The 25,725-nt window shown below is 62.2% G+C and carries 22 protein-coding genes; 11 read left to right on the top strand and 11 right to left on the bottom strand.

Annotated features, from left to right (window positions below):
• Positions 1 to 173: 173 nt before the first annotated feature.
• Positions 174 to 1,394, bottom strand: coding sequence for an MFS transporter (locus ACJ8IM_RS17255; RefSeq protein ID WP_033637357.1), 1,221 nt, complete (start codon positions 1,392 to 1,394; stop codon positions 174 to 176).
• Between the two features lie 178 nt (positions 1,395 to 1,572).
• Here ACJ8IM_RS17255 and ushA point away from each other — a divergent pair, with 178 nt between their 5' ends.
• Positions 1,573 to 3,225: a bifunctional UDP-sugar hydrolase/5'-nucleotidase UshA gene (gene ushA / locus ACJ8IM_RS17250; RefSeq protein WP_033653238.1), complete on the top strand. Its 1,653-nt coding sequence runs from the start codon at positions 1,573 to 1,575 to the stop codon at positions 3,223 to 3,225.
• Positions 3,226 to 3,334: 109 nt separating this feature from the next.
• Here ushA and ACJ8IM_RS17245 read toward each other — a convergent pair whose 3' ends face one another.
• A complete protein-coding gene (locus ACJ8IM_RS17245; RefSeq protein WP_033653237.1) occupies positions 3,335 to 4,102 on the bottom strand; it encodes an AraC family transcriptional regulator in 768 nt (255 codons plus the stop codon).
• A 99-nt stretch (positions 4,103 to 4,201) separates the two neighbouring features.
• Here ACJ8IM_RS17245 and ACJ8IM_RS17240 point away from each other — a divergent pair, with 99 nt between their 5' ends.
• Both ACJ8IM_RS17240 and dacB read left to right on the top strand, forming a co-directional pair.
• Positions 4,202 to 5,359: an MFS transporter gene (locus ACJ8IM_RS17240; RefSeq protein ID WP_033653236.1), complete on the top strand. Its 1,158-nt coding sequence runs from the start codon at positions 4,202 to 4,204 to the stop codon at positions 5,357 to 5,359.
• 92 nt (positions 5,360 to 5,451) lie between these two features.
• On the top strand, positions 5,452 to 6,918 hold the full coding sequence (gene dacB / locus ACJ8IM_RS17235; RefSeq protein ID WP_033653235.1) for a D-alanyl-D-alanine carboxypeptidase/D-alanyl-D-alanine endopeptidase: 1,467 nt from the start codon (positions 5,452 to 5,454) through the stop codon (positions 6,916 to 6,918).
• Between the two features lie 10 nt (positions 6,919 to 6,928).
• On the opposite strand, the gene ybaK is transcribed toward dacB, so the two are convergent.
• The 3 genes from ybaK to copA form a co-directional block, all read right to left on the bottom strand.
• Complete coding sequence (ybaK, locus tag ACJ8IM_RS17230) at positions 6,929 to 7,408, bottom strand: Cys-tRNA(Pro)/Cys-tRNA(Cys) deacylase YbaK (protein ID WP_004940240.1); 480 nt, start codon at positions 7,406 to 7,408, stop codon at positions 6,929 to 6,931.
• Between the two features lie 228 nt (positions 7,409 to 7,636).
• A complete protein-coding gene (locus tag ACJ8IM_RS17225) occupies positions 7,637 to 8,443 on the bottom strand; it encodes a TraB/GumN family protein (RefSeq protein ID WP_033653234.1) in 807 nt (268 codons plus the stop codon).
• Positions 8,444 to 8,576: 133 nt separating this feature from the next.
• A complete protein-coding gene (gene copA, locus ACJ8IM_RS17220) occupies positions 8,577 to 11,288 on the bottom strand; it encodes a copper-exporting P-type ATPase CopA (RefSeq protein WP_033653233.1) in 2,712 nt (903 codons plus the stop codon).
• Between the two features lie 108 nt (positions 11,289 to 11,396).
• Between copA and cueR the strand changes: the two genes are divergently transcribed.
• Complete coding sequence (cueR, locus tag ACJ8IM_RS17215) at positions 11,397 to 11,798, top strand: Cu(I)-responsive transcriptional regulator (protein WP_033637368.1); 402 nt, start codon at positions 11,397 to 11,399, stop codon at positions 11,796 to 11,798.
• Here the strand turns inward: cueR and ACJ8IM_RS17210 are convergent.
• The 3 genes from ACJ8IM_RS17210 to allS all read right to left on the bottom strand — a co-directional run bounded on the left by ACJ8IM_RS17210 (position 11,795) and on the right by allS (position 14,151).
• Positions 11,795 to 12,256, bottom strand: coding sequence for an NfeD family protein (locus ACJ8IM_RS17210; RefSeq protein ID WP_033637369.1), 462 nt, complete (start codon positions 12,254 to 12,256; stop codon positions 11,795 to 11,797). The two genes, cueR and ACJ8IM_RS17210, sit on opposite strands and share 4 nt — an antisense overlap.
• Before the next feature lie 2 nt (positions 12,257 to 12,258).
• On the bottom strand, positions 12,259 to 13,164 hold the full coding sequence (locus ACJ8IM_RS17205; protein ID WP_004940203.1) for an SPFH domain-containing protein: 906 nt from the start codon (positions 13,162 to 13,164) through the stop codon (positions 12,259 to 12,261).
• Between the two features lie 72 nt (positions 13,165 to 13,236).
• The gene (gene allS, locus ACJ8IM_RS17200; protein ID WP_033653232.1) at positions 13,237 to 14,151 is read right to left on the bottom strand and encodes an HTH-type transcriptional activator AllS; all 915 of its coding nucleotides are present in this window, start codon (positions 14,149 to 14,151) and stop codon (positions 13,237 to 13,239) included.
• A 353-nt stretch (positions 14,152 to 14,504) separates the two neighbouring features.
• Here allS and ACJ8IM_RS17195 point away from each other — a divergent pair, with 353 nt between their 5' ends.
• The 7 genes from ACJ8IM_RS17195 (at position 14,505) to ACJ8IM_RS17165 (ending at position 22,239) form a co-directional block, all read left to right on the top strand.
• Positions 14,505 to 14,990 (top strand): ureidoglycolate lyase, encoded by a 486-nt coding sequence (locus ACJ8IM_RS17195; RefSeq protein ID WP_033653231.1) that lies wholly within the window; start codon positions 14,505 to 14,507, stop codon positions 14,988 to 14,990.
• 70 nt (positions 14,991 to 15,060) lie between these two features.
• Complete coding sequence (gene allR / locus ACJ8IM_RS17190) at positions 15,061 to 15,876, top strand: HTH-type transcriptional repressor AllR (protein WP_015376892.1); 816 nt, start codon at positions 15,061 to 15,063, stop codon at positions 15,874 to 15,876.
• Between the two features lie 119 nt (positions 15,877 to 15,995).
• Entirely contained in the window at positions 15,996 to 17,777 is a 1,782-nt protein-coding gene (gcl, locus tag ACJ8IM_RS17185) for a glyoxylate carboligase (protein WP_033637372.1), read from the top strand.
• An 11-nt stretch (positions 17,778 to 17,788) separates the two neighbouring features.
• The gene (hyi, locus tag ACJ8IM_RS17180) at positions 17,789 to 18,568 is read left to right on the top strand and encodes a hydroxypyruvate isomerase (RefSeq protein WP_033653230.1); all 780 of its coding nucleotides are present in this window, start codon (positions 17,789 to 17,791) and stop codon (positions 18,566 to 18,568) included.
• 10 nt (positions 18,569 to 18,578) lie between these two features.
• Complete coding sequence (gene glxR, locus ACJ8IM_RS17175; protein ID WP_033653229.1) at positions 18,579 to 19,460, top strand: 2-hydroxy-3-oxopropionate reductase; 882 nt, start codon at positions 18,579 to 18,581, stop codon at positions 19,458 to 19,460.
• A 254-nt stretch (positions 19,461 to 19,714) separates the two neighbouring features.
• Positions 19,715 to 20,968, top strand: coding sequence for an MFS transporter (locus ACJ8IM_RS17170; protein ID WP_223307168.1), 1,254 nt, complete (start codon positions 19,715 to 19,717; stop codon positions 20,966 to 20,968).
• 128 nt (positions 20,969 to 21,096) lie between these two features.
• Positions 21,097 to 22,239, top strand: a complete 1,143-nt coding sequence (locus ACJ8IM_RS17165) for a glycerate kinase (RefSeq protein WP_033653228.1) — start codon at positions 21,097 to 21,099, stop codon at positions 22,237 to 22,239.
• A gap of 53 nt (positions 22,240 to 22,292) precedes the next feature.
• Here ACJ8IM_RS17165 and allE read toward each other — a convergent pair whose 3' ends face one another.
• The 3 genes from allE to allC are packed head-to-tail and all read right to left on the bottom strand — an operon-like array spanning position 22,293 to position 25,639.
• The gene (allE, locus tag ACJ8IM_RS17160) at positions 22,293 to 23,078 is read right to left on the bottom strand and encodes a (S)-ureidoglycine aminohydrolase (protein WP_033637377.1); all 786 of its coding nucleotides are present in this window, start codon (positions 23,076 to 23,078) and stop codon (positions 22,293 to 22,295) included.
• Positions 23,079 to 23,135: 57 nt separating this feature from the next.
• Positions 23,136 to 24,395, bottom strand: coding sequence for an MFS transporter (locus ACJ8IM_RS17155; RefSeq protein WP_033653227.1), 1,260 nt, complete (start codon positions 24,393 to 24,395; stop codon positions 23,136 to 23,138).
• Positions 24,392 to 25,639 (bottom strand): allantoate deiminase, encoded by a 1,248-nt coding sequence (gene allC / locus ACJ8IM_RS17150; protein ID WP_033653226.1) that lies wholly within the window; start codon positions 25,637 to 25,639, stop codon positions 24,392 to 24,394. The genes ACJ8IM_RS17155 and allC overlap by 4 nt, the downstream gene beginning before the upstream one ends.
• Positions 25,640 to 25,725: the final 86 nt, after the last annotated feature.

The raw sequence follows: 25,725 nt of genomic DNA, 5'->3' as shown, positions 1-25,725 counted from the left end.
ATTGCATTTGTGCGCGACTTGCTTGGCTAATTTGGCCTTTTTTGTAAAAAGGCAGAGGATTTCACTTAAGGCGCGGCAATGAGGGGGTTTTGTGCCAGATATGGAAAATAACATTGATTTATCCGTAAGATAACCCGGACGAATAAGTAATTTCATCCGGGCTAGTCGCGGGGTTATTGCGGTTTATGCTCCATATTGGGCAGCAGTGCGGTGATAATGCCGATCAGCGGCAGGAAAGCACAGATTTGGTAGACCAGTTCGATACTGGTCAAATCCGCGACATAACCAAGAACTGCCGCGCCTAATCCGCCCATACCGAAAGCAAAACCGAAGAATAAGCCGGAAACCATGCCCACCTTGCCGGGGATCAGCTCCTGGGCGTAGACCAAAATGGCGGAGAACGCCGAGGCGAGAATAACCCCGATAATCACCGTTAAAATGCCGGTCCAATAGAGCGATGCATAAGGTAAAACAAGGGTAAACGGCGCAGCGCCGAGAATAGAACCCCAAATAACGTATTTTCGCCCTATCTTGTCGCCGAGAGGCCCGCCGATAATGGTGCCTGCCGCCACCGCGAACAGGAAGGCGAACAGGTGAATTTGCGCATTCTGTACCGAAACGCCGAATTTATGTATCAGATAAAAGGTGTAATAGCTGCTGATGCTGGCCAGATAGAAGTATTTAGAGAAAATCAGCACCAGCAGGATGCCCAGCGAGTAGACTACGGTACGTTTTGGCAGCGGTTTCAGCGTTGATGGGCTTTTCGGCTGCCCTTTAGTTGCCCGGTGCTGATGTTGATACCACTTGCTGACCTGCAGCAACACCACGATCGCCAGCAGCGCCGCCAGCGTGAACCAGGCGACGTTACCCTTGCCGTAAGGCGCGATGATCAGCGCAGCCAGCAGCGGGCCTAGCGAGCTGCCGAAGTTGCCGCCGACCTGGAACAGCGACTGCGCCAGGCCGTGCCGCCCGCCGGAGGCCATGCGCGCCACGCGCGAGGATTCCGGGTGGAACACCGATGAGCCGGTGCCCACCAGCGCCGCCGCCAGCAGCACCAGCGGGAAGGTGCTCGCCACCGACAGCAGCAGCAGGCCGGACAGGGTAAAGCCCATGCCGATCGGCAGCGAATAAGGCTGCGGGTGTTTATCGGTGTAATAACCAATCAGCGGCTGCAGCAGCGAGGCCGTCAGCTGATAGGTCAGGGTGATCATGCCGATCTGCACGAAGCTGAGGTGAAAATCGGCTTGCAGGATCGGGTAAATCGCCAGAATCAGCGATTGGATCATATCGTTGAGCAGGTGAGACACGCTGATGGCGCCGAGGATGGAGAAGGCGGTGCCTTTCACCGCACTGCCCTTGGCGGGCGGCATCGCGCTTTGGCTACTGTCGGTCATATTATTATTAGCCTGATAAGTTGTTGAGCACAGAGAAGACATCTTAGGCAGGGTGCGCAATTTTTACCATATCTGAAATAATCAGACTCACATCGCAAAAATTTGAAATCAGCTGTCATTGATTCGCGCTACAATTTCGCCCTCATCATAAAAGCCATTTAATACACGGAGATCCGCCATGCGTTTTTCGCTGAAAACCACCGCATGTGCGTTGGCCGTTTCCCTGACGTTGCTGTCGGGGGCCGCCAGTGCCTGGGAAAAGGATAAGACCTACGCCATCACCATTCTGCATACCAACGACCATCACGGTCACTTCTGGCAGAACGATCATGGCGAATACGGCCTGGGCGCGCAGAAAACGTTGGTGGACGGCATTCGTCAGGAAGTGGCGGCGCAGGGCGGCAGCCTGCTGTTGCTGTCCGGCGGCGATATCAACACCGGCGTGCCGGAATCGGATTTGCAGGACGCCGAGCCGGACTTCCGCGGCATGAACCTGGTGGGTTACGACGCGATGGCGATCGGCAACCACGAATTCGACAACCCGCTGAGCGTGCTGCGGCAGCAGGAAAAATGGGCGACCTTCCCGCTGCTGTCCGCCAATATCTATCAGAAAAGCACCGGCCAGCGCCTATTCAAGCCTTACGCCTTGTTCGACAAGCAGGGCATCAAGATTGCGGTGATCGGCCTGACGACCGACGACACCGCCAAGATAGGCAACCCGGAGTACTTCACCGACATGGAGTTCCGCGTGCCGGCGCAGGAGGCGAAGCAGGTGGTGGAGCAACTGCGTAAGGACGAGAAGCCGGACGTGATTATCGCCGCCACCCATATGGGGCACTACGACAACGGCGAACACGGCTCGAACGCGCCGGGCGACGTGGAAATGGCGCGCAGCCTGCCAGCCGGGTATCTCGACATGATTGTCGGCGGCCACTCGCAGGATCCGGTGTGCATGGCCGGCGACAACCGCAAACAGGCAGATTACGTGCCGGGCACGCCGTGCTCGCCGGATCGCCAGAACGGCACCTGGATCGTGCAGGCGCACGAGTGGGGCAAATACGTGGGCCGCGCCGACTTCGAATTCCGCAACGGCGAGCTGAAGCTGGTGCATTATCAGCTGATCCCGGTAAACCTGAAGAAGAAGGTGGAGAAGGCGGACGGCACCAGCGAGCGGGTGTACTACACCCAGCAGATCGCGGAAGACCCGGCCATGATGAAACTGCTGACGCCGTTCCAGGAGAAGGGCAAGGCGCAGTTGGGCGTGAAGATCGGCAGCGTTAACGGCAAGCTGGAGGGCGATCGCAGCAAGGTGCGCTTCGTGCAGACCAACCTGGCGCGGGTGATGCTGGCGGCGCAGAGGGAGCGCGCCGATGCCGACTTCGCGGTGATGAGCGGCGGCGGGGTGCGCGATTCGATTGAAAGCGGCGATATCACCTATAAGAACGTGCTCAAGGTACAGCCGTTCGGCAACACCCTGGTGCATGTCGATATGAAAGGCAGCGAGGTTGAGCAGTACCTGGCGGTGGTGGCCAACATGAAGCCGGATTCCGGCGCCTACGCCCAGTTCGCCAACGTCAGCCTGGTGGCGGACGGCAAGGGCGTCAGCGAGGTGAAGATCAACGGCCAGCCGCTGCAGGCGGATAAAACCTACCGCATGGCGACGCTGAACTTCAACGCGCTGGGCGGCGACGGCTATCCGAAGCTGGACGGGCTGCCGAGCTACGTCAACACCGGCTTTATCGACGCCGAGGTGTTGAAGCAGTACATCGAGAAACATTCACCGCTGGATGCGGCGGCCTACGAGCCGAAGGGCGAGATCGTCTATCGATAAGGGCGTAGCGGAACGGCGTTTCTCGCTTGTCGCGGGGGCGCCGTTCCCGCCGTCGCTTTTTTCCTCCCCATCAACGCTTTCTGTCAGCGTTGCCGTTTTAGACGGCCTCTTACTTTCTTCTCTCCATATACGCCCTCGGCGGGCAGCCCACCATATTCTTGAAAAAAGTGGCGAAGGCGCTGTCGCTGGAAAACGCCAGCCGACCGGCGACGTTGGATTGGCTCAGCCCTGCGGCCAGCATCTCTATTGCTTTGATCAGGCGCCATTGCTGACGCCACTGTTGATAACTGAGGCCGGTTTCACGGCGGAAAATCCGGCTGATGGTTTTCTCGGAAGCGCCGCTGTAGCGCGATAGCTCGTGCAGCGGCGGAAGCATGTCCAGATTGGCCAGATGGCGCAGGCGCCGGTCGCTGGGCAGCGGCAGCAACGTCAGTTCGCGCGGCGCGGCGGCGATCTCGTCCAGGCAGACCGCCAGAATATTGGCGTGAGGCCCATGCTGCCAGTCGGTGTCGAATGCGGCGAACGCGATGCGTTCCAACACCTCGCGCAGCAGCGGCGAGGCTGTCAGTACGGCAAGCTGCGCAGGCAGACAGGCATAGCGATCGGCGTCGAGATAAAGCGAACGGTAACCGACTACGCCGTTGACCTGAACGCGGTGAGCCACTTGCGGCGGGATCCAGGCAACTCTGCCCGGCGGCAGCATACAGATGCTTTGGTTGAGCGTGATACGCATGCTGCCTTGCTGACAGAACAGCAACTGGCCTCTGTCATGCCAATGCGTGCCAGAGTCGTGCTGCGCCAGTTCGGCGGCGATCCCGAGCACGCCGTTGTCGAGCGTATCCGGATTAAAACTGTCCTGCGCCTGAAGCCACGCCATAGTATGTCCGATTTTGTAAATTTATTGTCTTTTATATTGTAATCGGCGCCGGGAGCAGATGCTACCTTGTGCAGCTTATTCTTGGCTACAGGATCTGTTATGCAACGTAAGCTGACTCTGACATTGGCGACGTCGATGATGATGTTTCCCCAGGTGGTGGAGACCATCTACAGCCCGGCATTGACGCACATTGCGCATGGTTTCCGGGTAAGTGCGGAAATGGCGGCGCAAACGCTCTCTTGCTACTTTTTCGCCTTTGCGCTGGGCGTGGTGGTTTGGGGGCGGATGTGCGACGTCATCGGACGCCGTCCCACCATTTTGGCCGGGCTGACGCTCTATCTGCTGGCTTCTATCGTCGCACTGTTCAGCGGCAGCTTCAGCGTGCTGCTGGCGGCGCGGGTGCTGGCCGCCTTTGGCGCGGCGGTCGGTTCGGTCGGGACGCAAACGGCGATTCGCGATCGCTTCGACGGTTATGAGTTGGCGCGGGTGTTCTCGGTGATGGGGATCGCCATGGCGATCAGCCCGGCGGTTGGCGTATTGAGCGGCGCAGTGCTGACTCACTATTGGGGCTATCAGGGGGTGTTTGGCGGTTTGGCGCTGTTGGCGGCGCTGTTGCTGGGCTATGCCGGTTGGCAATTGCCGGAGACGCGTCCGCAACAGGTGGTGAGGCATTCATTTTTCGGCACGCTGGGGCGGATGATCAAGGACGGGGATATTTGGCTCAGTGCGCTGCTGGTGGCGTTGTTCAATATTTGCATGTTCAGCTATTACCAGCTGGCGCCATTCCACTTCGCGGCGTTGGAACTGCCGGCGCAGTGGTTCGGTTATACCGGTTTGGTGTTGGCGGCCGGGGTCGGTATCGGCGCGGCGATCAACAAGTTTTTGATCGGCAAACACTGGCTGTTCCCCGCGTTGCTGATGCTGGCCTGCGTTTTATCACTGGCCGGCGGCCTGCTGGTACTGCTGCTGGAAGGGAGCTTGTGGTTCGTTCTGCCGATGATGCTGGTGGTGATGGCGTACGGCATCGCCATTCCCAATATTCTGGCGCGCGCGCTGCGGCATTATAAAGACTGCATGGGCACCGCCGGCGCGATCCTTGGCCTGATGTATTACCTGATGCTAGGAGGTGGCTTGGTGCTGGCCGGGCTGTCGCAGCACCTGGGCGCCGTGCTGTCGCTCTGCAGCCTGTGCGTGCTGCTGTTGGCGTGGCGGGTGGTGCACAACGAGCGCCGTTTGGCGTTGCCTGAGCGTATCTGAATGATAAACGGGCCGGACATTCTCGCCACCGCCGCCTTCCAATGATAGCCTGAGCGGCAATTTGGTTTTGATAACGCAAGCAGGAAGATGACATGTTGAAAACCGCAGGCTGGCTGCTGCCCGCCATCCTGGCGCTGGCGGGGTGTTCGTCATCCGGCCAACGTCATGAGCAAACGCTTAGCCAGGCGCTGACGGCCCTCGGCCAAGACAAGGCGCTGATTGGAGCGTCGAACGGCGTGATGGTGCGCGACGCCGAGAGCGGCACCGTGCTGTATCAGGCGCACGCGCAGCAGCGTTTGGCGCCGGCTTCCAACATGAAGATGTTCACGTCTCTGGCGGCGTTCGGCGTGCTGGGGGCGGATTACCGGTTTGAAACCCGGCTGCTGACCACCGGCGAGCAGCGCGGTGACACTTTGCGGGGGGATCTCTATCTGCAGGGCAGCGGCGATCCGACGCTGCACCCGGACGATCTCGACACCTTTGCCGCCACGCTGGCGCAGCGCGGCATTCGCCATATCCATGGGCGGCTGATCCTGGACGCCAGCGCGTTCGATCAAACGCCATTCGGCGCCGGCTGGAGCTGGGACGATGAACCCTTCGCCTTCGCCGCGCCGATCTCGGCGCTGAACTACGCCTTTACCCCCGGCGGCGATATCAACGTGGTGCGGGTGGACGTGCAGCCGGGCGCCCGCGCCGGTGCGCCAGGGCGGGTGAGTTTCTATCCCGCCAATGACGCGGTGACGCTGGTCAACCGCACCACCACCGGCGGCGACACCGCACTGACGTTCGATCGCCAGCCGGGCAGCAACCGAATCGTGGTCAGCGGCACCGTCGCCGCGCAGGCGGAGGCCAGCTCACGCTTGATTACCGTCGATCAGCCCGCCCGCGTGGTTGGCGCCTTATTGCAAAATGCCCTGCGCGCGCACGGCATCACGCTGCGCGGCAACGCTGAAGAAGGCGTGACCCCTGCGGGCGCCCGGCTGCTGGCGGAAAAAACCTCGCCGCCGCTCTCCCGATTGGCCGTCACCTTCCTGAAAGTGTCCAACAATGGTTACGGCGAGGTATTGACCAAAGCGATGGGCCGCAAGACGCAGGGCAAGGGGGACTGGGCCGCCGGCCTGCAGGCGATCGGCCGGTTTGTGCAAAGCCAGGGCATCGAGGCCGGCGCGTACCGCCAGGTGGACGGTTCCGGGCTGTCGCGCATGAACCAGATCACGCCGCAGCAGCTGACGACGCTGCTGCTGGCGGCCAGAAAACAGCCGTGGTTCGCCGACTGGTATAACGCCTTGCCCATCGCGGGCCAGCCGGGGCTGCTGGTGGGCGGCACGCTGCGGAGCCGCATGGTGAAAAGCGCGGCTGCCGGCCGCGCCCACGCCAAGAGCGGTTCCATGACCGGGGTATCGTCGCTCAGCGGCTATGTCGACTCGGCGGCCGGGCGGCCGCTGGCGTTCGCCATCATCAGCAACAACTACCTGGTGCCCGGCGCAGAGGTGAAAGCGCTGGAGGATCGCCTGGTCGAGACGCTGGCGGCCTGTGACGCCACGGTGGTGTGCCGCTGAGAAGGCGGCGTCAGTCGCGTTTGGCGATGTCGGCGAAGCTGCCGGCCAGCAGGCGGCACAGATCGGCGGCGGCCAGCTCGATGTCCAGCCCGCGTTTGCCGCCGGAAACGTAGATGGTGGCGAACGCTTGCGCCGGGCTGTCGATCACCGTCGGCAGCCGTTTTTTCTGCCCCAGCGGGCTGATGCCGCCCACCAGATACCCGGTGACGCGCTGGGCCAGCTGCGGATCGGCCATCTCGGCCTTTTTGGCGCCGAGCGCGCGGGCAACCTTTTTCAGATCCAACTGGGTGGCGACCGGCGTGACCGCCACCGCCAGATGTTTGGCGTCGCCGTTCAGCGCCACCAGCAGCGTTTTGTAAACCCGATCGGCATCCAGCCCCAGCTTTCTCACCGCTTCGTCGCCGAAGTTGGTTTCGTCGCTGTCGTGGTGATACGGATGAAGGGTGAAGGCGACCTTTTGTTTCTCGAGCAGAACGACTGCGGGCGTCATAATGTATTGTCCAAAATGTCCCTAACGGGGAAGGGGTGATAACCAGCCTTAAAAATACAAAAATCCAACCCGCCCGGCAACCTGAGCGGCTGTTACATAAAGCGGGTTGCCAAGATATTCACCGGGTTGCTACCCTGTTTGTTGTAACCGTTAACACGGTTGCTATGCGTATAACTACAATACAAGAAATTCCTCTTTGACTGGCCAATAGCGATATTGGCCTCTTTTTTAGCCCTGTGGCTGCAGCATCGCCGGCAGGTTATCCTCGCCGTACAGGTGCAATGCGCCAACCGCCACCACATAGTCACCCGCCGGCAGCGCCTCCAACTGATGCCGCCAGTCGCGATTGCGCTGATGCATCAGCACATCGTACAGCCCGGCGCTGAAGGTGGCGGGCAGGGTGTCCAGCGTGCCGCGCGGTTTGGCGTCCAGCCACCAGCTCACCATGGTTTGCAGCAGCCGCGCGTTGGTGTGCCAGTGCTCCAGCGTATCGCGCAGCAGCGCGATGCCGCCTTCCGGCAGCTGTTCCAGCATCGCCAACTGCTGCTGTGCCCCTTCCAGCTCGATCACCGGTTTGTCCTGCGCGCGGGCGGCCTGCAGCAGCTGATAGTCCACGCCGTACTCCGCCCGTAGCCCCAGACGCTGAGCCTGGCGCGCCTGCATCATCAGCGCCACCTGCCAGCCGGGCAGGGTGGCGAAGGCGTGCGGATCGGCGCCCAGCTCGTGGCAAAGCGTCAGCAGCCGTTGATATTCTTCGGCGGACAGGCGCTGTTCCAGCGCCGGCTGCTGTTCTGCGTGGTCAAAAGGGGAGGCGGCGCCGGTGATATCGGCCTCGACGATCAGCGCGTCGGCCTGCTGCAGCCGGGCGGCCAGCCGCGCCGGCAGCGGCGACATATCGACGGTGCCCATATGGATGCTGCCCACCAGATGCAGCCGACGATCGCCCGGCAGAGTGATGTCCAGCGCCGGATAAGCGTATCGTTTGGGCGAGATCAGGCCGAGAAAGGCGGCGAGGCGGCGTAACAGTTGACCCATACGGCGTGGCTCCTGAATAACGGGTGCGCGTTTCAGCATGAAAGGCGAGGGAAAATCGTCATTCATGCTAAACGCTATCCGCCGCGCAGGAAAGCCCGGAAAACGGTGGGGCGCCATGACGGCGCCCCTGAGATCACTTCCTGGGTTTAAAACGCAGCAGCCGGTTGGCGTTGCTGACCACGGTAATCGACGACAGCGCCATCGCCGCGCCCGCCACCACCGGGCTGAGCAGCGCGCCGGTCAGCGGGTAGAGCACGCCGGCGGCGATCGGGATGCCCAGCGTATTGTAGATAAAGGCGCCGAACAGGTTCTGCTTCATGTTGCGCAGCGTGGCCTTCGACAGTTCCACCGCATCCGCCACGCCGTGCAGGCTGTGGCGCATCAGGGTGATGGCGGCGGTCTCGATGGCGATGTCGCTGCCGCCGCCCATCGCGATGCCCACGTCGGCCTGCGCCAGCGCCGGGGCGTCGTTGATGCCGTCGCCGACCATCGCCACGCGTTGGCCCTGCGCCTGCAGCTGCTTGATCGCCGCCGCTTTGCCGTCCGGCAGCACCCCGGCAATCACCCGATCGATACCGGCCTCTTTGGCGATGGCGTTGGCGGTCACCGGATTGTCGCCGGTCAGCATCACCAGCTGATACCCCTGCTGGTGCAGGCGCTGCAGCGCCGCGACGCTGTCCTCGCGCAGCGGATCGCGAATCGCGAACAGCGCGGCCGGTTTACCGTCAACGGCCAGCAGCACCGGCGTCACGCCGCGTTCGGCCTGGTCGCGCATCGGCGCTTCCAGTTCGGCGGTCGCGACCTGATGCTGCTCCAGCAGCGCGGCGTTGCCCAGCAGCACCGGCACGCCGTCGATCTCCCCGCTGACGCCGGCGCCGCGCAGGGTGCGGAACTGCGCCACCTGCGGCAGCGTTTGCCCGGCGGCGCGTTCCATGATGGCGCGCGCCAGCGGGTGATTGGAGCCTTGCTCCAGCGCGGCGGCCCAGCCGATCGCCTGCCGTTCGCTGACCTGATTGAAGGTCAGGATCTCCACCACCTGCGGCTTTCCTTCGGTCAGGGTGCCGGTTTTGTCGAACACCAGGGTGTCCAGCTGGCTGGCCTGCTGCAGGGCGTCGGCGTCGCGTACCAGCACGCCAAACTCCGCCGCGCGGCCCACGCCGGAGATGATCGACATCGGCGTCGCCAATCCCAATGCGCACGGGCAGGCGATGATCAGCACCGTGGTGGCGATCACCAGCGTGTAGACCAGCTGCGGCTGCGGGCCGAAGAAGTACCATATCGCCGCGCTGAACAGGGCGATCGCCACCACCGCCGGCACGAACACCGCCGAAACGCGGTCGGCCAGTTGGCCGATCGCCGGTTTACTGCTCTGTGCCTGGCGCACCAGTTTGATGATGCGCGCCAGCGTAGTTTGGCTGCCGATGGCGGCGGCGCGGAACAGCACGCTGCCGTCGTCGACCACCGTCCCGGCATGCACCGTATCGCCGAGGCCTTTCTGCTGCGGCACCGCTTCGCCGGTCAGCATCGCTTCATCGAGCCAGACTTCGCCCTGCACGATTTCACCGTCGACCGGCACGCGATCGCCGGTGGTCAGCCGCAGCGTCATGCCGAGCTGCACCTCCGCCAGCGGGATATCGCGCTCGCCGTCGTCGGTCACCAGCCGTGCGGTAGGCGGCGTCAGATCCAGCAGCCGCTCCAGCGCCTGCGAAGAACGCTGGCGAGCACGCTGTTCCAGCGCATGGCCGAGGTTGATCAAACCGATGATCATCGCGCTGGCCTCGTAATAGAGGTGGCGCGCCTCCATCGGGAAGAAATCGGGCCAGATGTTGACGGCGATCGAATAGAGCCAGGCGGCGCCGGTGCCGAGCGCCACCAGGGTATCCATGGTGGCGCTGCCGTTCATCAGCGCGCGCCAGGCGTTGCGGTAGAAGTGCCCGCCGGCGAACACCATCACCGCCAGGGTGATGACGCCGACCAGCAGCCAGGGGCGCTGGGTTTCCGGCGTCAGCGTCATGCTGCCGCCGAACAGCCCCCAGGCCATCAGCGGGATACCCAACGCCAGACCCAGCGCCGCCTGCCAGCTAAAGCGCTTCATGTTGGCGCGTGCGGTCTGCTGTTGGCGCTCGCGGCGTTCGGTCTCGTCCTGAATCATTTCGGCGCCGTAGCCGGCTTTTTCCACCGCCGCCACCAGCGCCTGCGCATCGGTGGCGCCGGTCACCAGCGCGCTGCGCTCCGCCAGGTTGACGCGCGCGTGCTCAACGCCGGGAACGCTTTGCAGCGCCTGCTGCACTTTATTGACGCAGCTGGCGCAGGTCATGCCGCTGAGCAGCAGCTGTACGCTGTCGTCCGCGCCGTCGGTTGCCGGAAGGGGAGATTGCGCCGCTGGCTGAACGTCCGGCAACGAAGGTGTTGCGTCAGTCAACGGCTCAGTTTTTGGGGCGGCGGCGCTCGCCACGCTGGCGTGATAACCGGCATCTTCCACCGCGGCGATCAGCGCCTGCGGATCGGCATCGCCGTACACTTTCGCGCTGTCGATAGCGACGTCGGCGGCGAACACGCCCGGCACCGCTTCCAGCGCTTTGCGGGTGGTGCCGACGCAGTGCATGCAGCTCAGGCCACTCAGCTGCAGTTCGGTATCGGCGTGCGGCGCGACTTCGGCCTGATAACCGGCGGCGATCACGCTGTCGATCAGCGCGCTGTCCGGTGCGTCGCCGGTCACTTTGGCGTAATGCACGTTAACGTCCGCCTGTTCGACATCGCTGCGGCTTTCCAGGGCTTTTTTCACCCGCTGCGCGCAGTTCATGCAGGACAGCCCCTGCAATGCCAGCATAGTGGTGTGTGACATGATTGAACTCCTTGCTTAAACGGCGGTGTTTAAAGGTTGACCGCCGGACCTGTTTTCACTAAGAATGGAGCTTAAACCTTCCAGAAAGGGTAAGGTCAAGGAGGGAAAATGAATATTAGCGACGTCGCGAAAAAAACCGGGTTAACCAGCAAAACGATTCGTTTTTACGAAGAGAAAGCGCTGATTACCGCCCCGATCCGCAGCGATAACGGTTACCGCCATTATTCCGCCAGGCACGTTGAAGAGCTGACGCTGCTGCGCCAGGCGCGGCAGGTGGGCTTCAACCTGGACGAGTGCCGCGAGCTGGTGGCGTTGTTCAACGATCCGGCCCGCCACAGCGCCGACGTGAAGGCGCGCACGCTGCAGAAGGTGGCGGAGATCGACAGGCACATCAGCGAACTGGGCGAAATGCGCCAGCGCCTGGTGACGCTGGCCGACCAATGCCCGGGCGACGAGGGGGCAGAGTGCCCCATCATCAACAACCTGGCGGGATGCTGTCGTTCTAATTAACGGCCGATGGCGCGGATCACCAGCGTGACCCCTTCCACCGCCACCACTTCCACTTCGGTGCCGGCGGGCAGATCTTCCGCCGCCTGCGCGCGCCAGCTGCTGTCGCCGATATTGATGCGCCCCATGCCGTTGTGCATCGGCTCCGTCAGCGTAGCGCGAGTGCCGATCAGCTGGCGGTTGCGCTGGTTGAGCACCGGCGAACCGCCGGATGCGGCCGCCGGGCGCCGGCGCAGCCAGTACCACCACAGATAGGCGACGACGACGGTCAGGACGGCGAAGATCATGCCCTGCCACGCCCAGGAAAGCGGCGGCAGCAGCCAGATCAGCACGCCGACCAACAGCGCCGCCACGCCGCTCCACAGCAGGTAGCCGCCGGCGCCGAGCATTTCCGCCGCCAGCAACACGCCCCCGAGGGAGAGCCAAAACCACAGCGGATTCGCCGCGATCAGTTCGAGCATGATTATTTGCCTTTGCTTTCTTTCAGCAGTTCGGTAATGCCGCCGATAGAGCCGAGCAGGCTGCTGGCGTCCAGCGGCATCATCACCACCTTGCTGTTGTTGGAGGAACCGATCTTCTGCAGCGCGTCGGTGTATTTCTGCGCCACGAAGTAGTTCACCGCCTGAATGTTGCCGCTGGCGATGGCGTCCGACACCAGCTGGGTAGCGCGCGCCTCGGCCTCAGCGGCGCGTTCACGCGCTTCCGCCTGCAGGAATGCCGACTGGCGTTCGCCCTCGGCCTTCAGGATCTGCGACTGTTTCTCCCCCTCGGCGCGCAGAATGGCCGCCTGACGCACCCCTTCCGCCTCGAGGATGTCGGCGCGCTTGGTCCGTTCGGCCTTCATCTGGGCGTTCATCGAGGCGATCAGTTCCGCCGGCGGCCGCACGTCGCGGATCTCGATACGGGTGATTTTCACCCCCCACGGATTGGTCGCTTCATCGACGATGTGCAGCAGGCGGCTGTTGATGCTGTCGCGCTGAGACAGCATTTCGTCCAGCTCCATCGAGCCGAGCACGGTGCGGAAGTTGGTCATGGTCAGGTTGACGATCGCCTGTTCGAGGTTGCTGACCTCGTAGGCGGCGCGGGCCGGATCGACCACCTGGATAAAGCACACCGCGTCGATGGCGACGTTGGCGTTATCGCGGGAAATCACCTCCTGCGAGGGAATGTCCAGTACCTGTTCCATCATGTTGATTTTACGGCCGATGCGGTCCATGAACGGCACCACCAGGTTCAGGCCCGGCATCAGCGTTTTGGTGTAGCGGCCGAAGCGTTCTACCGTCCATTGGAACCCCTGCGGCACAATTTTGACGCCGGCGAACACCACAATCAGCGCGACGACGATCACGATGGGGATAAAAGTAAGCATGCAAACCTCCTGTCAGACATATGTAAACAGATATTACGTCAGCGCCGGAAAAATGCCTACCGATACCGCGACTTAATCCAGAGCGCCGATCAAACCCGCGATCAGCGGATCCCGCGTCTGGAACAGGTTGATAAGGGTGCGCACTGCTTCGCCGCCGCGAGCATCGGACCAGGCCAGCGACAGGGGAGAAGACTGGCGCGGGTATTTGAGCTGTTTGGCCACCAACTCGCCGCTCTCCAGATAAGTTTGGCACAGCCGGCGCGGAAGGAAACCGATCCCGAGACCGCGCAGATGGCACTCCAGCTTGGTGCGCAGATCCGGCACCTTGATTTCCTGCTGGCCCGACAGCAGCCAGGCGGTGCGCTTGGCCAAATGGCGTGCGGTATCTTCGACGTTGATCGCGGCGTAAGGGCGCAGCTGCGTTTCGTTCAGCGGATCGGCGGCGGCGGCCAGCGGGTGCGTCGGCGCGATGGCGAACACCCACTCTATTTTGCCCAGCGGCAGCACCTTGATGCTGTTTTCCAGCGATTCATTGCCCGCCGCGCCGATCGCCAGATGGCAATCCTCATTCAGCAACGCGTCCCACACGCCCATGTACACCTGGCGGGAAATGTGGAATTGGGTGAACGGGTATTTGTCGTGCAGGTGAGTTAACAGCCCGGCTACGGCGGCGGCGTCGTACAGCAGGTTGTTGATCACGATATTCACCTGATGCTCTACGCCGTCGTTGATTTGACGCAGCTCGCCCGGCATGGCGTCCAGCCAGGTGTGCCACTGGCGGCAGCGCTCCAGCAAATACTCTCCGGCCGGCGTCAGGTTGACGGTGCGGGTGGTGCGGATAAACAGCTGCGTGCCGATGCTCTCTTCCAGCGTTTTGATGCGGTAGCTGATGGTGGCGGTGGTTTTGTGCAGCAGCTCCGCCGCGCGGGAGAAACTTTGGCACTCGGCAACCTTGATAAACGAACGAATGGTTTCGTGATCCAGCATGAGGGGTCCTTGGCTGACACCGCCTTTTCGGTTATCGGTGAGAAGAATCTACTGATGTTGCGGCGCGATAGGCAGCGGCAAAGCGCAACCCCACGATCCCGGTCACAGAATCATCCGACAGCGATGAACGCGTGCCGCCCCATTTTGCCCGATGATGAATCAGGCGATTTTTTAATTCATTGATTTAAGGCAACTAATATTGCTCTTCGATCATAAAGTGTGCTGGTGATCTTGTTGTGGAAAAATTTTCCAAAAAAATGCTGTCAAATTCACCACGCGCTGTCTAGAGTGAAGGCGTTGGGTGAAATATCGCCGTTCAATCGTCGTCTGGGTCATGCGCTTGGGAGAATCACATGGATTTAGTCATCGAAGAATTAACGCCGGCGGCCTTTGCGCCTTATGGCGATGTATTGCAGATAGAGGGCTCGCGTTTCTTTCATATCAATGACGGGAAAACCGAGCGTTATCACGATCTCGCCAGGATAGAGGTGTCCGACGGCAACCGGGTGCTGGCCAGCATCAACCGGGCGGAACCCTGCGATCTGCCGATGACCTTTTCCCTGTTGGAAAAGCATCCGCTCTCGTCGCAGGCCTTTGTGCCGATGAACGGCGAACGCTTCGTGGTGATCGTCGCCGAACCGGGCGAAACCATCCCCGTTGGCACGCTGCGCGCCTTTATCACCAACGGCAAACAGGGGATCAACTATCATCGCAATGTCTGGCACCACCCGCTGTTCGCCTATGCGAAGGTCACCGACTTTTTCACCATCGACCGCGCGGGCGCCGACAACTGCGTGGTCAGCCGCTTGCCGGAGCCGTATCGCATAGTTTTGGCATAGCGCTGGCCGCACGCCGCGCTGGGCGTTTATCATAGCGTCACCCATGCCGTCACTGACAAAGGAAGCTTGAATGACCGAATTACGCAGGAAAGGACGACCCGCCACCGAAGCCGGCGCCACCAAAGGGGCGCAGGCGTTGGATCGCGGGCTGGAGATCCTCCAGTACCTGGCCAACGCCGGGGGGAGTTCGTCGGTTTCCGTGCTGTCCGAAAAGCTGGAGCTGCCGCTTTCCACCACCTTCAGGTTGTTGAAAGTGCTGGAGAAATCGGAATTCGTCTTTCAGGATCCACAGCTGGGCTGGTGGCATATCGGCATTCAGTCGTTCACCGTCGGTTCCGCTTACATGAACGATCGCGACGTGGTATCGGTGGCCGGGCCGTTCATGCGCCGACTGATGCTGCTGTCCGGCGAGACCGCCAACCTGGCGATCCGCAACAATTTCGACGCGGTGCTGATTCGCCAATGCGAGTGCCAGGCGATGGTGCGCATGTGCGCACCGCTGGGCAGCCGTTTGCCGCTGCACGCCTCGGGCGCCGGCAAGGCGCTGCTGTACCCGCTGGCGGAAGAGGAGATGCTGGATCTGATCGTGCGTTCGGGGCTGCAATCCTATACGCCGAAGACGCTGACCAGCGTGAACCTGCTGCGCAAGGATCTGCATCAGTCGCTGGAACAGGGCTACACCATCGACGATGAAGAGCACGCGCTCGGCCTGAACTGCCTGGCTTCGGCGATTTTCGATCGCAACAACAACGTGATCGCCGCCATCTCCATCTCCGGGCCCAGTTCGCGGGTCGGCAAGGAGCGGTTCAAGGAGCTGGGCGAACTGGTGGGTGAAGTGGCCAGAGACATCAGCGCCGCGCTGGGCGAATCGCGCAGCAAGGCGTAAACGTCGCGCGCCGGGCTGAACCGGCGCGGAGCAAGACTCCCCGTTTGATGAGCAAACGGGTTTTTTTGAGCGTAATTTTAAGTTGGAAAAATTTTCCAATAAATTGAGGAGAGCATCACATGGCAATTATGCGAGCGGTAGACGCGGCAATGCACGTGCTGGAAAAAGAAGGGATCACCACCGCGTTCGGCGTGCCCGGCGCGGCGATCAACCCGTTCTACGATGCGATGCGGCGGCACGGCGGCATCAAACACTACCTGGCGCGACACGTGGAAGGAGCTTCGCACATGGCGGAAGGCTACACCCGCGCCGCCGCCGGCAACATCGGCGTGTGCATCGGCACCTCCGGCCCGGCGGGCACCGACATGATCACCGGCCTTTACTCCGCCTCCGCCGACTCGATCCCGATTCTGTGCATCACCGGCCAGGCGCCGCGTGCGCGTTTGCACAAAGAAGATTTTCAGGCGGTAGACATCGAATCGATCGCCAAGCCGGTGACCAAGATGGCGGTCACCGTGCAGGAGCCGGCGCTGGTGCCGCGTGTGCTGCAGCAGGCGTTCCACCTGATGCGCTCCGGCCGGCCGGGCCCGGTGCTGATCGACCTGCCTTTCGACGTGCAGATGGCGGAGATCGAGTTCGATCCGGACACCTACTCTTCGCTGCCCGCCTATAAGCCGGCGGCCACCCAGGCGCAGATCGACAAAGCGCTGGATCTGCTGTGCGCGGCGAAAAAACCGCTGATCATCGCCGGCGGCGGCATTCACAACGCCGACGCGGCGGATCTGCTGCAGCAGCTGGCGGAGATCTGCAACGTGCCGGTGATCCCGACGCTGATGGGCTGGGGCGCCATTCCGGACGATCACCCGCTGATGGCGGGCATGGCGGGCCTGCAAACCTCGCATCGCTACGGCAACGCCAACCTGCTGGATTCGGATCTGGTGTTCGGCATCGGCAACCGCTGGGCCAACCGCCACACCGGCTCGGTGGACAAGTACACCGCCGGGCGCAAGGTGGTGCACATCGATATCGAGCCGACGCAGATTGGCCGGGTGATCTGCCCGGATCTGGGCATCGTTTCCGACGCGCGCATCGCGCTGCAAATGCTGGTGGACACGGCAAAGCGCCGCTTCGAGCGCGGCGAGTTGCCGAATCGCGACGCCTGGTGCGCCGCCTGTCTGCAGCGCAAGCAAACGCTGCTGCGCAAGACCCACTTCGACAACGTGCCGGTCAAGCCGCAGCGGGTGTATGAAGAGATGAACCGTGCCTTCGGCCGCGACGCCTGCTACGTCACCACCATCGGGCTGTCGCAGATCGCCGCCGCGCAAATGCTGCACGTTTTCGAGCCGCGTCACTGGATCAACGCCGGCCAGGCCGGCCCGCTGGGCTGGACGCTGCCTGCGGCGCTGGGCGTGTGCGCCGCCGATCCGCAGCGCAAGGTGGTCGCGCTGTCGGGCGACTATGATTTCCAGTTCATGATCGAAGAGCTGGCGGTCGGCGCGCAGTTCAAGCTGCCCTATATCCACGTGCTGGTGAACAACGCCTACCTGGGGCTGATCCGCCAGGCGCAGCGCGGGTTCGATATGGATTACTGCGTGCAGCTGTCGTTTGAAAACATCAACAACGCGGAGATTGGCGAGTATGGCGTCGATCACGTCAAGGTGGCGGAAGGGCTGGGCTGCAAGGCGCTGCGGGTGTTCAAACCGGAAGAGATCGCGCCGGCGTTCCGTCAGGCCCAGGAACTGATGCAGCAGCACCGGGTGCCGGTGGTGGTGGAAATCATCCTGGAGCGCGTCACCAATATTTCCATGGGCACCGAGCTGGATAACGTCAACGAGTTCGAGCCGGTGGCGGCAACGCCGGAAGACGCGCCGACCTCGGTCAACTTCTTTGATTACCGTTGAGGAGCCTTACCATGCCGAAATTTTCAGCCAACCTGTCCATGCTGTTCACCGAAGTCGATTTTATGCAGCGCTTCCGCCGGGCGAAGGAGCAGGGCTTCAGCGCGGTGGAATACATGTTCCCCTATGACTACCCGATCGCCGCGCTGCGCAGCGAACTGGAGGCGCATCGCCTGAGCCAGGCGCTGTTCAACCTGCCGGCCGGCGACTGGGCGGCGGGCGAACGGGGCATCGCCTGCTTGCCGGGGCGCGAAGCGGAGTTCCGCGACGGCGTCGGGCGCGCGATCGAGTATGCGCAGGCGCTGGGCTGCGATCGCATCAACTGCCTGATCGGCAATCCGGATCCCGCCGTCGGCCGCCATACCACCGACGAACGGGTGAAAGAGAACCTGAGCTACGCCGCCGACACCCTGGCGCGGCAGAATATCCGCCTGCTGATCGAGCCGATCAACCGCTACGACATGCCGCAGTTCTACCTGCAAACCTCCCGGCAGGCGATCGAACTGATCGAAGCGATCGGCAGCCCCAACCTGTATCTGCAGTACGACCTTTATCACATGCAGCGCATGGAGGGAGAGCTGACGCAGACCCTTGAGCGCCTGCTGGCGAAGATCGACCACGTTCAGGTCGCCGACAACCCGGGGCGGCACGAGCCGGGCACCGGCGAAATCAACTGCGAGTTTATTTTCGCGCAGCTGGATCGCATGGGTTACCGCGGCTGGATCGGCTGTGAATACAAACCGCTCACCACCACGGAAAGCGGCCTGTCATGGATTAAAAAATACCTGTCTTGAGGAGATGAAAATGAAAGTGGGATTTATCGGTCTGGGCATCATGGGCGCGCCGATGGCGGAAAAACTGCTGGCGGGCGGGCACACGCTTTACGCCCACACCCGGCATCAGGTGCCGGCGGCGCTGTTGCAGCAAGGGGCCATTGCCTGCGGCGATCCGCAGCAGGTGGCGGATGAGGCGGACGTGATCTTCATCATGGTGCCGGATACGCCGCAGGTGGAGGAGGTGCTGTTCGGTGAACGCGGCTGCGCCGCCGGCAAGCTGAACGGCAAAGTGGTGGTGGACATGAGCTCCATTTCACCGCTGGAGACCAAGCGGTTCGCGCAGCGCATCAACCAGCTGGGCGCCCAGTACCTGGACGCGCCGGTTTCCGGCGGCGAAGTGGGCGCCAAACAGGGCACGCTGACCATCATGGTGGGGGGCGAGGAAGCGACCTTCGAACGGGTGCAGCCGCTGCTGGCGCTGATGGGCAAGAACATCACGCTGATCGGCGGCAACGGCGACGGGCAAACCTGCAAGGTCGCCAACCAGATCATCGTGGCGCTGACCATCGAAGCGGTCTCCGAGGCGCTGGTCTTCGCCTCGCGCGCCGGCGCCGATCCGGCACGGGTGCGCGAAGCCCTGATGGGCGGTTTCGCCTCGTCGCGCATCCTCGAGGTGCACGGCGAGCGGATGATCAAGCGGGCGTTCGCGCCAGGGTTCCGCATCTCGCTGCACCAGAAGGATCTTAATCTGGCGCTGCAGGGCGCGAAGGCGCTGGCGCTCAGCCTGCCGAATACCGCCACCTGCCAGGAGCTGTTCAACGTCTGCGCCGCCAATGGCGACGGCGAACTGGATCACTCCGCGCTGGTGCGGGCGCTGGAGATCATGGGCAACCACCGGGTGGCCGGCTAAGAGTACCCCCGGCATTTAATTCGCCGGCTTATCGTTAGAATCAGAGATGTTCGACATTAATAACGCCCTCTTTATGATAAATAAAGAGGGTCCCCGCCAATCCAATAAAAAATGATTCAGCACAATAAAAAGTAAAAAGCAGGATGCCAACCGAGGAGACACTGAATATGGCAACCGATAATGCTGTTATTGATAAAGATATTCTTACCGCCCCTGACAAAAACCGTTTATATCGAAAAATCGCCTGGCGCATTATGCCCATTTTATTAGTGAGCTATATCGTCGGTTATCTCGATCGGGTTGGCATTTCGTTTTCGAAATTTCAAATGATGCCCGATATTCTGAACGGCAATGTCTCGATGGCCGAAGCCGTTTACGGGCTGGGCGCCGGGGTGTTTTTCATCGGCTATATCATCGCCGGGGTACCCAGTAATATTCTGCTGAGCCGCTACGGCGCCAGAAAGATCATCGCGCTGCTGATGGTGGTGTGGGGGGCGATTTCGATGCTGAGCATCTTTATCACCAACCCCTGGCAATTCTATCTGGCGCGTTTCCTGCTGGGGCTGGCGGAGGCCGGCTTCTACCCCGGCGTGATCCTCTATCTGACGCTGTGGTTCCCGTCCAGCCAGCGCGCCAAGATGACCGCGCTGTTCGTGTGCGGCATCCCGGTCAGCAACATCATCGGCGGCCCGCTGTGCGGGTGGATCATCGAGCACATGAACGGCCTGATGAATCTCTCCGGCTGGCAGTGGCTGTTCTTTATCAGCGGCCCGCGCGCGCTGCTGATCGCCATCGTCATCTTCTGTTTCCTGGATAACACCTATCAGAGCGCCAAGTGGCTCAGCCCGCAGGAGAAGGCGCTGATCAAAGAGGATATGGCGCAGAGCGCGCCGCGCCAGGGTGCCGCCGGCGGGCAGGAGTGGACGATGAAAAGCATGCTGAGATCGTCCGCGTTCACCAAAATGTGGCTGATTTGCTTCTGCACCGTGATGGGCCAGGGCGGGCTGGCGTTTTGGGTGCCGACCATCATTCGCGACACCGGCGTGACCTCGGTGATGGATATCGGCCTGCTGACCATGCTGCCGTACATGCTGGCGGTGGTGGCGATGCTGGTGGCCGCACGCAGTTCGGACAAGCATCGCGAGCGGCGCTGGCACATCATCGTGCCGTTCTGCATCGCCGCGGTGTCGCTGATCTTCATCGGCCTGTTCCCGGACAACAAGCACGTGGTGATGGCGGCGCTGTGCGTGGCGGTGGCGTCGAGCCTGGTGCCGTCGCCGCTGTTCTGGAGCCTGCCGAACGCCATCTTTACCGGCACCTGCGCCGCGGCGGGCATTGCGCTCATCAATTCCATCGCCAACATCGGCGGTTTTATTTCGCCTTATATCATCGGCTATTTCAAACAGCTGACCCACAGCAATTTGGCGGCGATGTGCGTCTTGTCGACAATGATGATACTGGGGGCGATATTAACCTACAGCGTGCCGGCGAAATGGGTCAATAAATAACGCTTCCCTTCATCTTCATTAAATAGTCGGCAACAGTTTTATTTTATTTCGCCATGCATTTCTCATCTGATTATTTCAGCGGGGGAAGGCATGGCCATTTTTATTTCGTCTCGAATAAAGGAGGCAGCATGAAAATTGTTATTGCACCGGATTCATTTAAAGAAAGCGTCAGCGCAGAACGGGCGGCGCGGGCGATCGCGCGCGGCTTCCACGAGGTTTATCCCGATGCCGAGTGCGTCTGCCTGCCGATCGCCGACGGCGGCGAAGGCACGGTGGACGCGCTGGTGGCCGCCACCGGCGGGCGCAAAGTGAGCGTGGCCGCAACGGGGCCGCTGGGGGAACGGGTGGCGGCGTTTTACGGCATCAGCGGCGACGGCAAGACGGCGGTGATCGAAATGGCGGCGGCCAGTGGATTGATGTTGACGCCGGCGGCGCGCCGTAACCCGCTGCTGGCGACCAGCTACGGCACCGGCGAACTGATCCGGCATGCGTTGGATCAGGGCATTCGCCACCTGATCCTCGGCATCGGCGGCAGCGCCACGGTGGATGGCGGCGTCGGCATGGTGCAGGCGCTGGGCGGGCGCTTCTACCGCCCGGACGGCAAGGCGCTGCCGTGGGGCGGCGGCGAGCTGGCGACGCTGAGCGGAATCGATCTCAGTACGCTGGATGCGCGCCTGCGGCAGTGCCGGATCGAGGTCGCCTGCGACGTAGACAATCCGTTGGTGGGGCCGCGCGGCGCGGCGGCGGTGTTCGGGCCGCAGAAGGGGGCGACGGCGGCGATGGTGGCGCAGTTGGAACAGGGCCTGACGCAGTATGCCGAGGTGATCCGCCAGAGCACCGGTCACGACGTGCGGCACGTCGCCGGCGGCGGGGCGGCGGGTGGCATGGGGATCGCCTGCCAGGTGTTTCTCGGCGCAACGCTGAAGCCGGGCATCGAGATCGTGATGGCGGCGCTGGGCCTGGAGCAGGCGCTGGCGGAGGCCGATCTGCTGATCACCGGCGAAGGGCGCATCGACAGCCAAACGCTGGGCGGCAAGGCGCTGTCCGGCGTCGCCCGTCTGGCGCGGGCGCGCGGCCTGCCGGTCATCGCGCTGGCCGGCGTGGTGGAGGAAGGGGCGGAGGCGCTGTACGCGCAGGGAATAGACGCGATGTTCAGCATTCTGCCGCGCCTGAGTGCGCTGGAGATCGCGCTGTCGCAAGGGGAGCTCAACCTGCAGCGCAGCGCCGCCAACGTCGCCCGCGCGATGCGCATCGGCCGGCGATTGGGATAAAAAAGAAGGCCACGCTGCGCGAGCAGGTGGCCTTGGTTTTGGCGGCGAAGCGCTTACGGCTCGACGTCGCGGTTGCAGTCCTTGGAGTAGATGTAGCTGAAGGTTTCCTGGCCCACCGCATAGCCTGCCTGCTGCACATAGGCACCCATGAAGATATAGTCGCCTTGTTTCACCGGCATCCATTCATTGTCCAGGTTGTACACACCGGCGCCGCTGAGAATGTAGGCGCCATGCTCCTGCACGTGGGTCTCGATGTAGCCGTGGCTGGCGCCGGGGGCGAAGGAGAGGATGTGCATATTCATGTCGAAGCCCAGATCTTTCGGCAGCAGATCCTGCAGGATCACCTCGCTCATGCCTTCGTAGTGGATCTTTTCCAGGTTGGCGACGTTGTTGCTGACCACGTGCGCCTCGTAACCCTTGATGCGCTGGTAGCGGCGCTTGTAGAGGAACAGGCGGCTGGATTGGCCGCCGTTGGCGTTTTCCAGCCGCAGGGTGACGCCCGCCGGGCAGTAAAGATAGCCGCCGGCGGTCAGCGGGTAGTCGGTGGCGTCGGCGGAAGCGGTGATGGCGCCGTCGATGACGTACACGAAGGTTTCGATCTCTTCGCCGCCAAAGCCTTTGGTGTTGCGGCCGCAGTCGTGCAGCGTTACCAGATAATCGACGAAGGTGGCGCCCAGTTTCGGCGTCGACAAGATGGTGACGTCGCAGTTTTCAAAACCGGGAATGACGTTGCGCACCAGGCCGTTCGGCGGGATCAGCGCATAGTTGCCGCGTTTGATGATGGCGCGCGTTGACAGAATGTCGGTTGGATATCCGGTTTGATTGTTGAAGTAACCCACGTTGATTCTCCTGATCGTTGAAAGGGCGCCGCGGCGGCGCCCGGTAAAAAAGCGCCGTCAGGCCTCGGTGGCCGTTCGGGTTGGCGTAGTGCGTTTCATCAAGACGTTGACGGTGAAGAAAATGGCGGTGCCCACCAGCAGGATGGCGGCGGAGATGTAAAACCCCATCACCTTGGAGCCGGTGCTGTCGGAGATCACGCCGGTCAGGAAGGGGGCGATCACCGACGAGGACATGCCGAAGAAGTTGAACACGCCGAAGCTGGTGCCATAGCCTTTCTTCGGCGCGTTGTCGGCGACGAAGGAGATCATGATCGGATCGACCGCCAGCTTGCCCAGCAACCCGTACAGGATCAGGCTGATCAGCAGCATGGTGGAGTCCGGCGAAATGACGGTGCAAACCAGCATCACCGCCGCGCACAGCTCGAGGAAAATGATCAGCTGCACCTTCTTGTTGCGGAAACGGTCGGACATGCGGCTGAAGAACAGCGCGCCCGGCACCGAGGCGAACGCCACCAGGGCGGAGGAGAAGCCGATGGCCACCCCTTCAAAGCCGCGCTCTTGCTGCAGGAACGAGGGCAGCCAGGTGACTATCATGTAGTAGCCGTAGCAGGTGGCGAAGTACATCGCGTAGGCGGAGATCATGCGCAGGCTGAACAGGCCGCTGGGCTGGCCGTCCTCCTCGGGCTCGGCAGCCGTCGGCGCAACGGTCTGGCTGACGGCCGCCGCGGCTTGAGGCTGCGAGCCTTTGATGACCACGGCGAACACCAGCGTCATCACTACCAGCAGGCCGGTGATGATGAACAGCATGATCTGCCAGTTCATGTTGAAGCTTTTCACCAGCAGGCTGGAGGCGATCAGGCCGATGGCCATGCCGAGCGCCGAGCCGCTGTTGATCACCGCGGTCGCCAGGCCACGGCGTTCCAGCGGGATATTCTCCGACGACAGAGAGTAGGCCGAGCCGTAATAAGAGCCGCAGCCCATGCCCGCCAGCAGGCTGCCGGCATAGACCATGGTCAGGCTGGTGGCGTTGCCGATCAGCAGCGTGGCGATGATGAACAGGCAGAAGCCCGGGATCAGCACCACCTTCTTGCCGAATTTGTCCACCAGGATGCCCGCCGGGATCTGCATCCCGGTGTAGGCGAAGAAGTAGAAGCTGGCGATCAGCCCCATTTCCGCATTGGAGTGCGCGCCGATGGTTTGTTGGATCTCGGGGAAGATCGGCGTCAGGACGGTGCGATAGATCCAGATCACCGCCCAGCCCAGACAGAGCACGACGACGATCTTTTTCCAGTAGCGCGGGTCGATGTCGTTGCTCATGCCTCGGCCCCCTGTTCGGTGTAGGCCAGCTGATACAGCGTCTGCGCCAGGATTTTCACCCCTTCGTTCAAATCGGCGACGGCGGTTTTTTCCGCCGGGTTATGGCTGATGCCGGCGATGCTCGGCACGAACATCATCACCGTCGGCACGCGCGGGGCGAAGATTTGCGAGTCGTGTCCGGCGCCGCTGTGCATCATGCGGTAATTCAGCCGCTGCGTTTCGCACAGGCGGCTGACGCAGGCCACCAGCTGTTCGTTCATCGGGATCGGCGCTTCGTCCATCCACAGATCGATCTCGGCCTCGATGCCCATCTCGGCGCAGATGCGCTGGATATCCTGCTCGATCTCCTGCGTGAAGCGCAGCAGCGCGGCCTGATCGGTGTGGCGGCAGTCGAGGGTGAAGTGGGTGAAGCCCGGCACCACGTTGACGGTGTTCGGCTTCGGCTCCACCTTGCCGAAGGTCAGCACCAGCGGGTCGCCCTCGGCGCGCGCCTTGGCGATCGATTCGCAGCAGATGCGGCTGAAGGCGTGCACGGTATCCCGGCGGTAGCTCATCGGGGTGGTGCCGGCGTGGTTGGCTTCGCCCTGCAGCCGCACGTCATAACGCCGTTGGCCGACGATGCTGGTCACCACGCCGATGGTTTTGCCTTCGGTTTCCAGCACCTTGCCCTGTTCGATATGGATCTCGACGAAGGCCGCGATGTCGCTGCGCAGCGGCTGATGCGGCGGAGGGAAATCGAAACCGGCGTCGTGCATGGCGTTGACGAAGCCGACGCCCTTGGCGTCCGTAATGTGCTGCACGTCTTCCCGCCGGGCCAGGCCGACGATGTTCTTGCTGCCCCAGAACACATAAGGGAAGCGGCTGCCTTCTTCTTCCGCCAGCGCGATGACTTCCAGGCTGCGCAGCGGCGGGCCGTAGGTGTCTTTGAGGTGTTTGATCGCCATGAAGGCGGCTTCGATACCGAACTGGCCGTCGAGGTTGCCGCCGTTGACCACCGTGTCGATGTGCGAACCGGAGAGAATCACCTGGTCGGGGTATTTGCTGCCCTCCAGTCGGCCGAACAGGTTGCCGACCGCATCAAAATGGGTGCTCAGCCCGGCGGCCTCGAAGGTGGTTTTCAGCGCGTGCTGCGCTTCGATCCATTCCGGGGTATAAAGCAGACGCGTCATGCCGCCGCTGGGGTCGGCGCCGATTTTCGATAACCAGCCGGAAATATCACGGATTTCTTGTTGGAAGTCTTTCATGTTTACCTGCCCGCATGTTGTGTCTCAGCGGCGATGCGGCCAGGGCGGAGGCTATTCGCCGCCGGCCGACCTATTGCGCTGAGCGC

The sequence above is a fragment of the Serratia sp. CY33525 genome (genome assembly GCF_052169115.1).
Classification (GTDB): Bacteria; Pseudomonadota; Gammaproteobacteria; order Enterobacterales; family Enterobacteriaceae; genus Serratia; species Serratia sarumanii.
This window is presented reverse-complemented; position numbering and strand designations above follow the sequence as displayed.

What these genes read in the sequence shown, in the direction of transcription:
- allR (WP_015376892.1), top strand. Translation starts at nt 15,061, where the DNA reads ATGACCGAATTACGCAGGAAAGGACGACCCGCCACCGAAGCCGGCGCC.
- hyi (WP_033653230.1), top strand. Translation starts at nt 17,789, where the DNA reads ATGCCGAAATTTTCAGCCAACCTGTCCATGCTGTTCACCGAAGTCGAT.
- ACJ8IM_RS17210 (WP_033637369.1), bottom strand. Translation starts at nt 12,256, where the DNA reads ATGCTCGAACTGATCGCGGCGAATCCGCTGTGGTTTTGGCTCTCCCTC.
- allC (WP_033653226.1), bottom strand. Translation starts at nt 25,639, where the DNA reads ATGAAAGACTTCCAACAAGAAATCCGTGATATTTCCGGCTGGTTATCG.
- ACJ8IM_RS17195 (WP_033653231.1), top strand. Translation starts at nt 14,505, where the DNA reads ATGGATTTAGTCATCGAAGAATTAACGCCGGCGGCCTTTGCGCCTTAT.
- ACJ8IM_RS17170 (WP_223307168.1), top strand. Translation starts at nt 19,715, where the DNA reads ATGCCCATTTTATTAGTGAGCTATATCGTCGGTTATCTCGATCGGGTT.
- ACJ8IM_RS17255 (WP_033637357.1), bottom strand. Translation starts at nt 1,394, where the DNA reads ATGACCGACAGTAGCCAAAGCGCGATGCCGCCCGCCAAGGGCAGTGCG.
- ACJ8IM_RS17205 (WP_004940203.1), bottom strand. Translation starts at nt 13,164, where the DNA reads ATGCTTACTTTTATCCCCATCGTGATCGTCGTCGCGCTGATTGTGGTG.
- ACJ8IM_RS17225 (WP_033653234.1), bottom strand. Translation starts at nt 8,443, where the DNA reads ATGGGTCAACTGTTACGCCGCCTCGCCGCCTTTCTCGGCCTGATCTCG.
- ACJ8IM_RS17245 (WP_033653237.1), bottom strand. Translation starts at nt 4,102, where the DNA reads ATGGCGTGGCTTCAGGCGCAGGACAGTTTTAATCCGGATACGCTCGAC.
- ACJ8IM_RS17165 (WP_033653228.1), top strand. Translation starts at nt 21,097, where the DNA reads ATGAAAATTGTTATTGCACCGGATTCATTTAAAGAAAGCGTCAGCGCA.
- ybaK (WP_004940240.1), bottom strand. Translation starts at nt 7,408, where the DNA reads ATGACGCCCGCAGTCGTTCTGCTCGAGAAACAAAAGGTCGCCTTCACC.
- ACJ8IM_RS17240 (WP_033653236.1), top strand. Translation starts at nt 4,202, where the DNA reads ATGCAACGTAAGCTGACTCTGACATTGGCGACGTCGATGATGATGTTT.
- gcl (WP_033637372.1), top strand. Translation starts at nt 15,996, where the DNA reads ATGGCAATTATGCGAGCGGTAGACGCGGCAATGCACGTGCTGGAAAAA.
- glxR (WP_033653229.1), top strand. Translation starts at nt 18,579, where the DNA reads ATGAAAGTGGGATTTATCGGTCTGGGCATCATGGGCGCGCCGATGGCG.
- ACJ8IM_RS17155 (WP_033653227.1), bottom strand. Translation starts at nt 24,395, where the DNA reads ATGAGCAACGACATCGACCCGCGCTACTGGAAAAAGATCGTCGTCGTG.
- copA (WP_033653233.1), bottom strand. Translation starts at nt 11,288, where the DNA reads ATGTCACACACCACTATGCTGGCATTGCAGGGGCTGTCCTGCATGAAC.
- allS (WP_033653232.1), bottom strand. Translation starts at nt 14,151, where the DNA reads ATGCTGGATCACGAAACCATTCGTTCGTTTATCAAGGTTGCCGAGTGC.
- cueR (WP_033637368.1), top strand. Translation starts at nt 11,397, where the DNA reads ATGAATATTAGCGACGTCGCGAAAAAAACCGGGTTAACCAGCAAAACG.
- ushA (WP_033653238.1), top strand. Translation starts at nt 1,573, where the DNA reads ATGCGTTTTTCGCTGAAAACCACCGCATGTGCGTTGGCCGTTTCCCTG.
- dacB (WP_033653235.1), top strand. Translation starts at nt 5,452, where the DNA reads ATGTTGAAAACCGCAGGCTGGCTGCTGCCCGCCATCCTGGCGCTGGCG.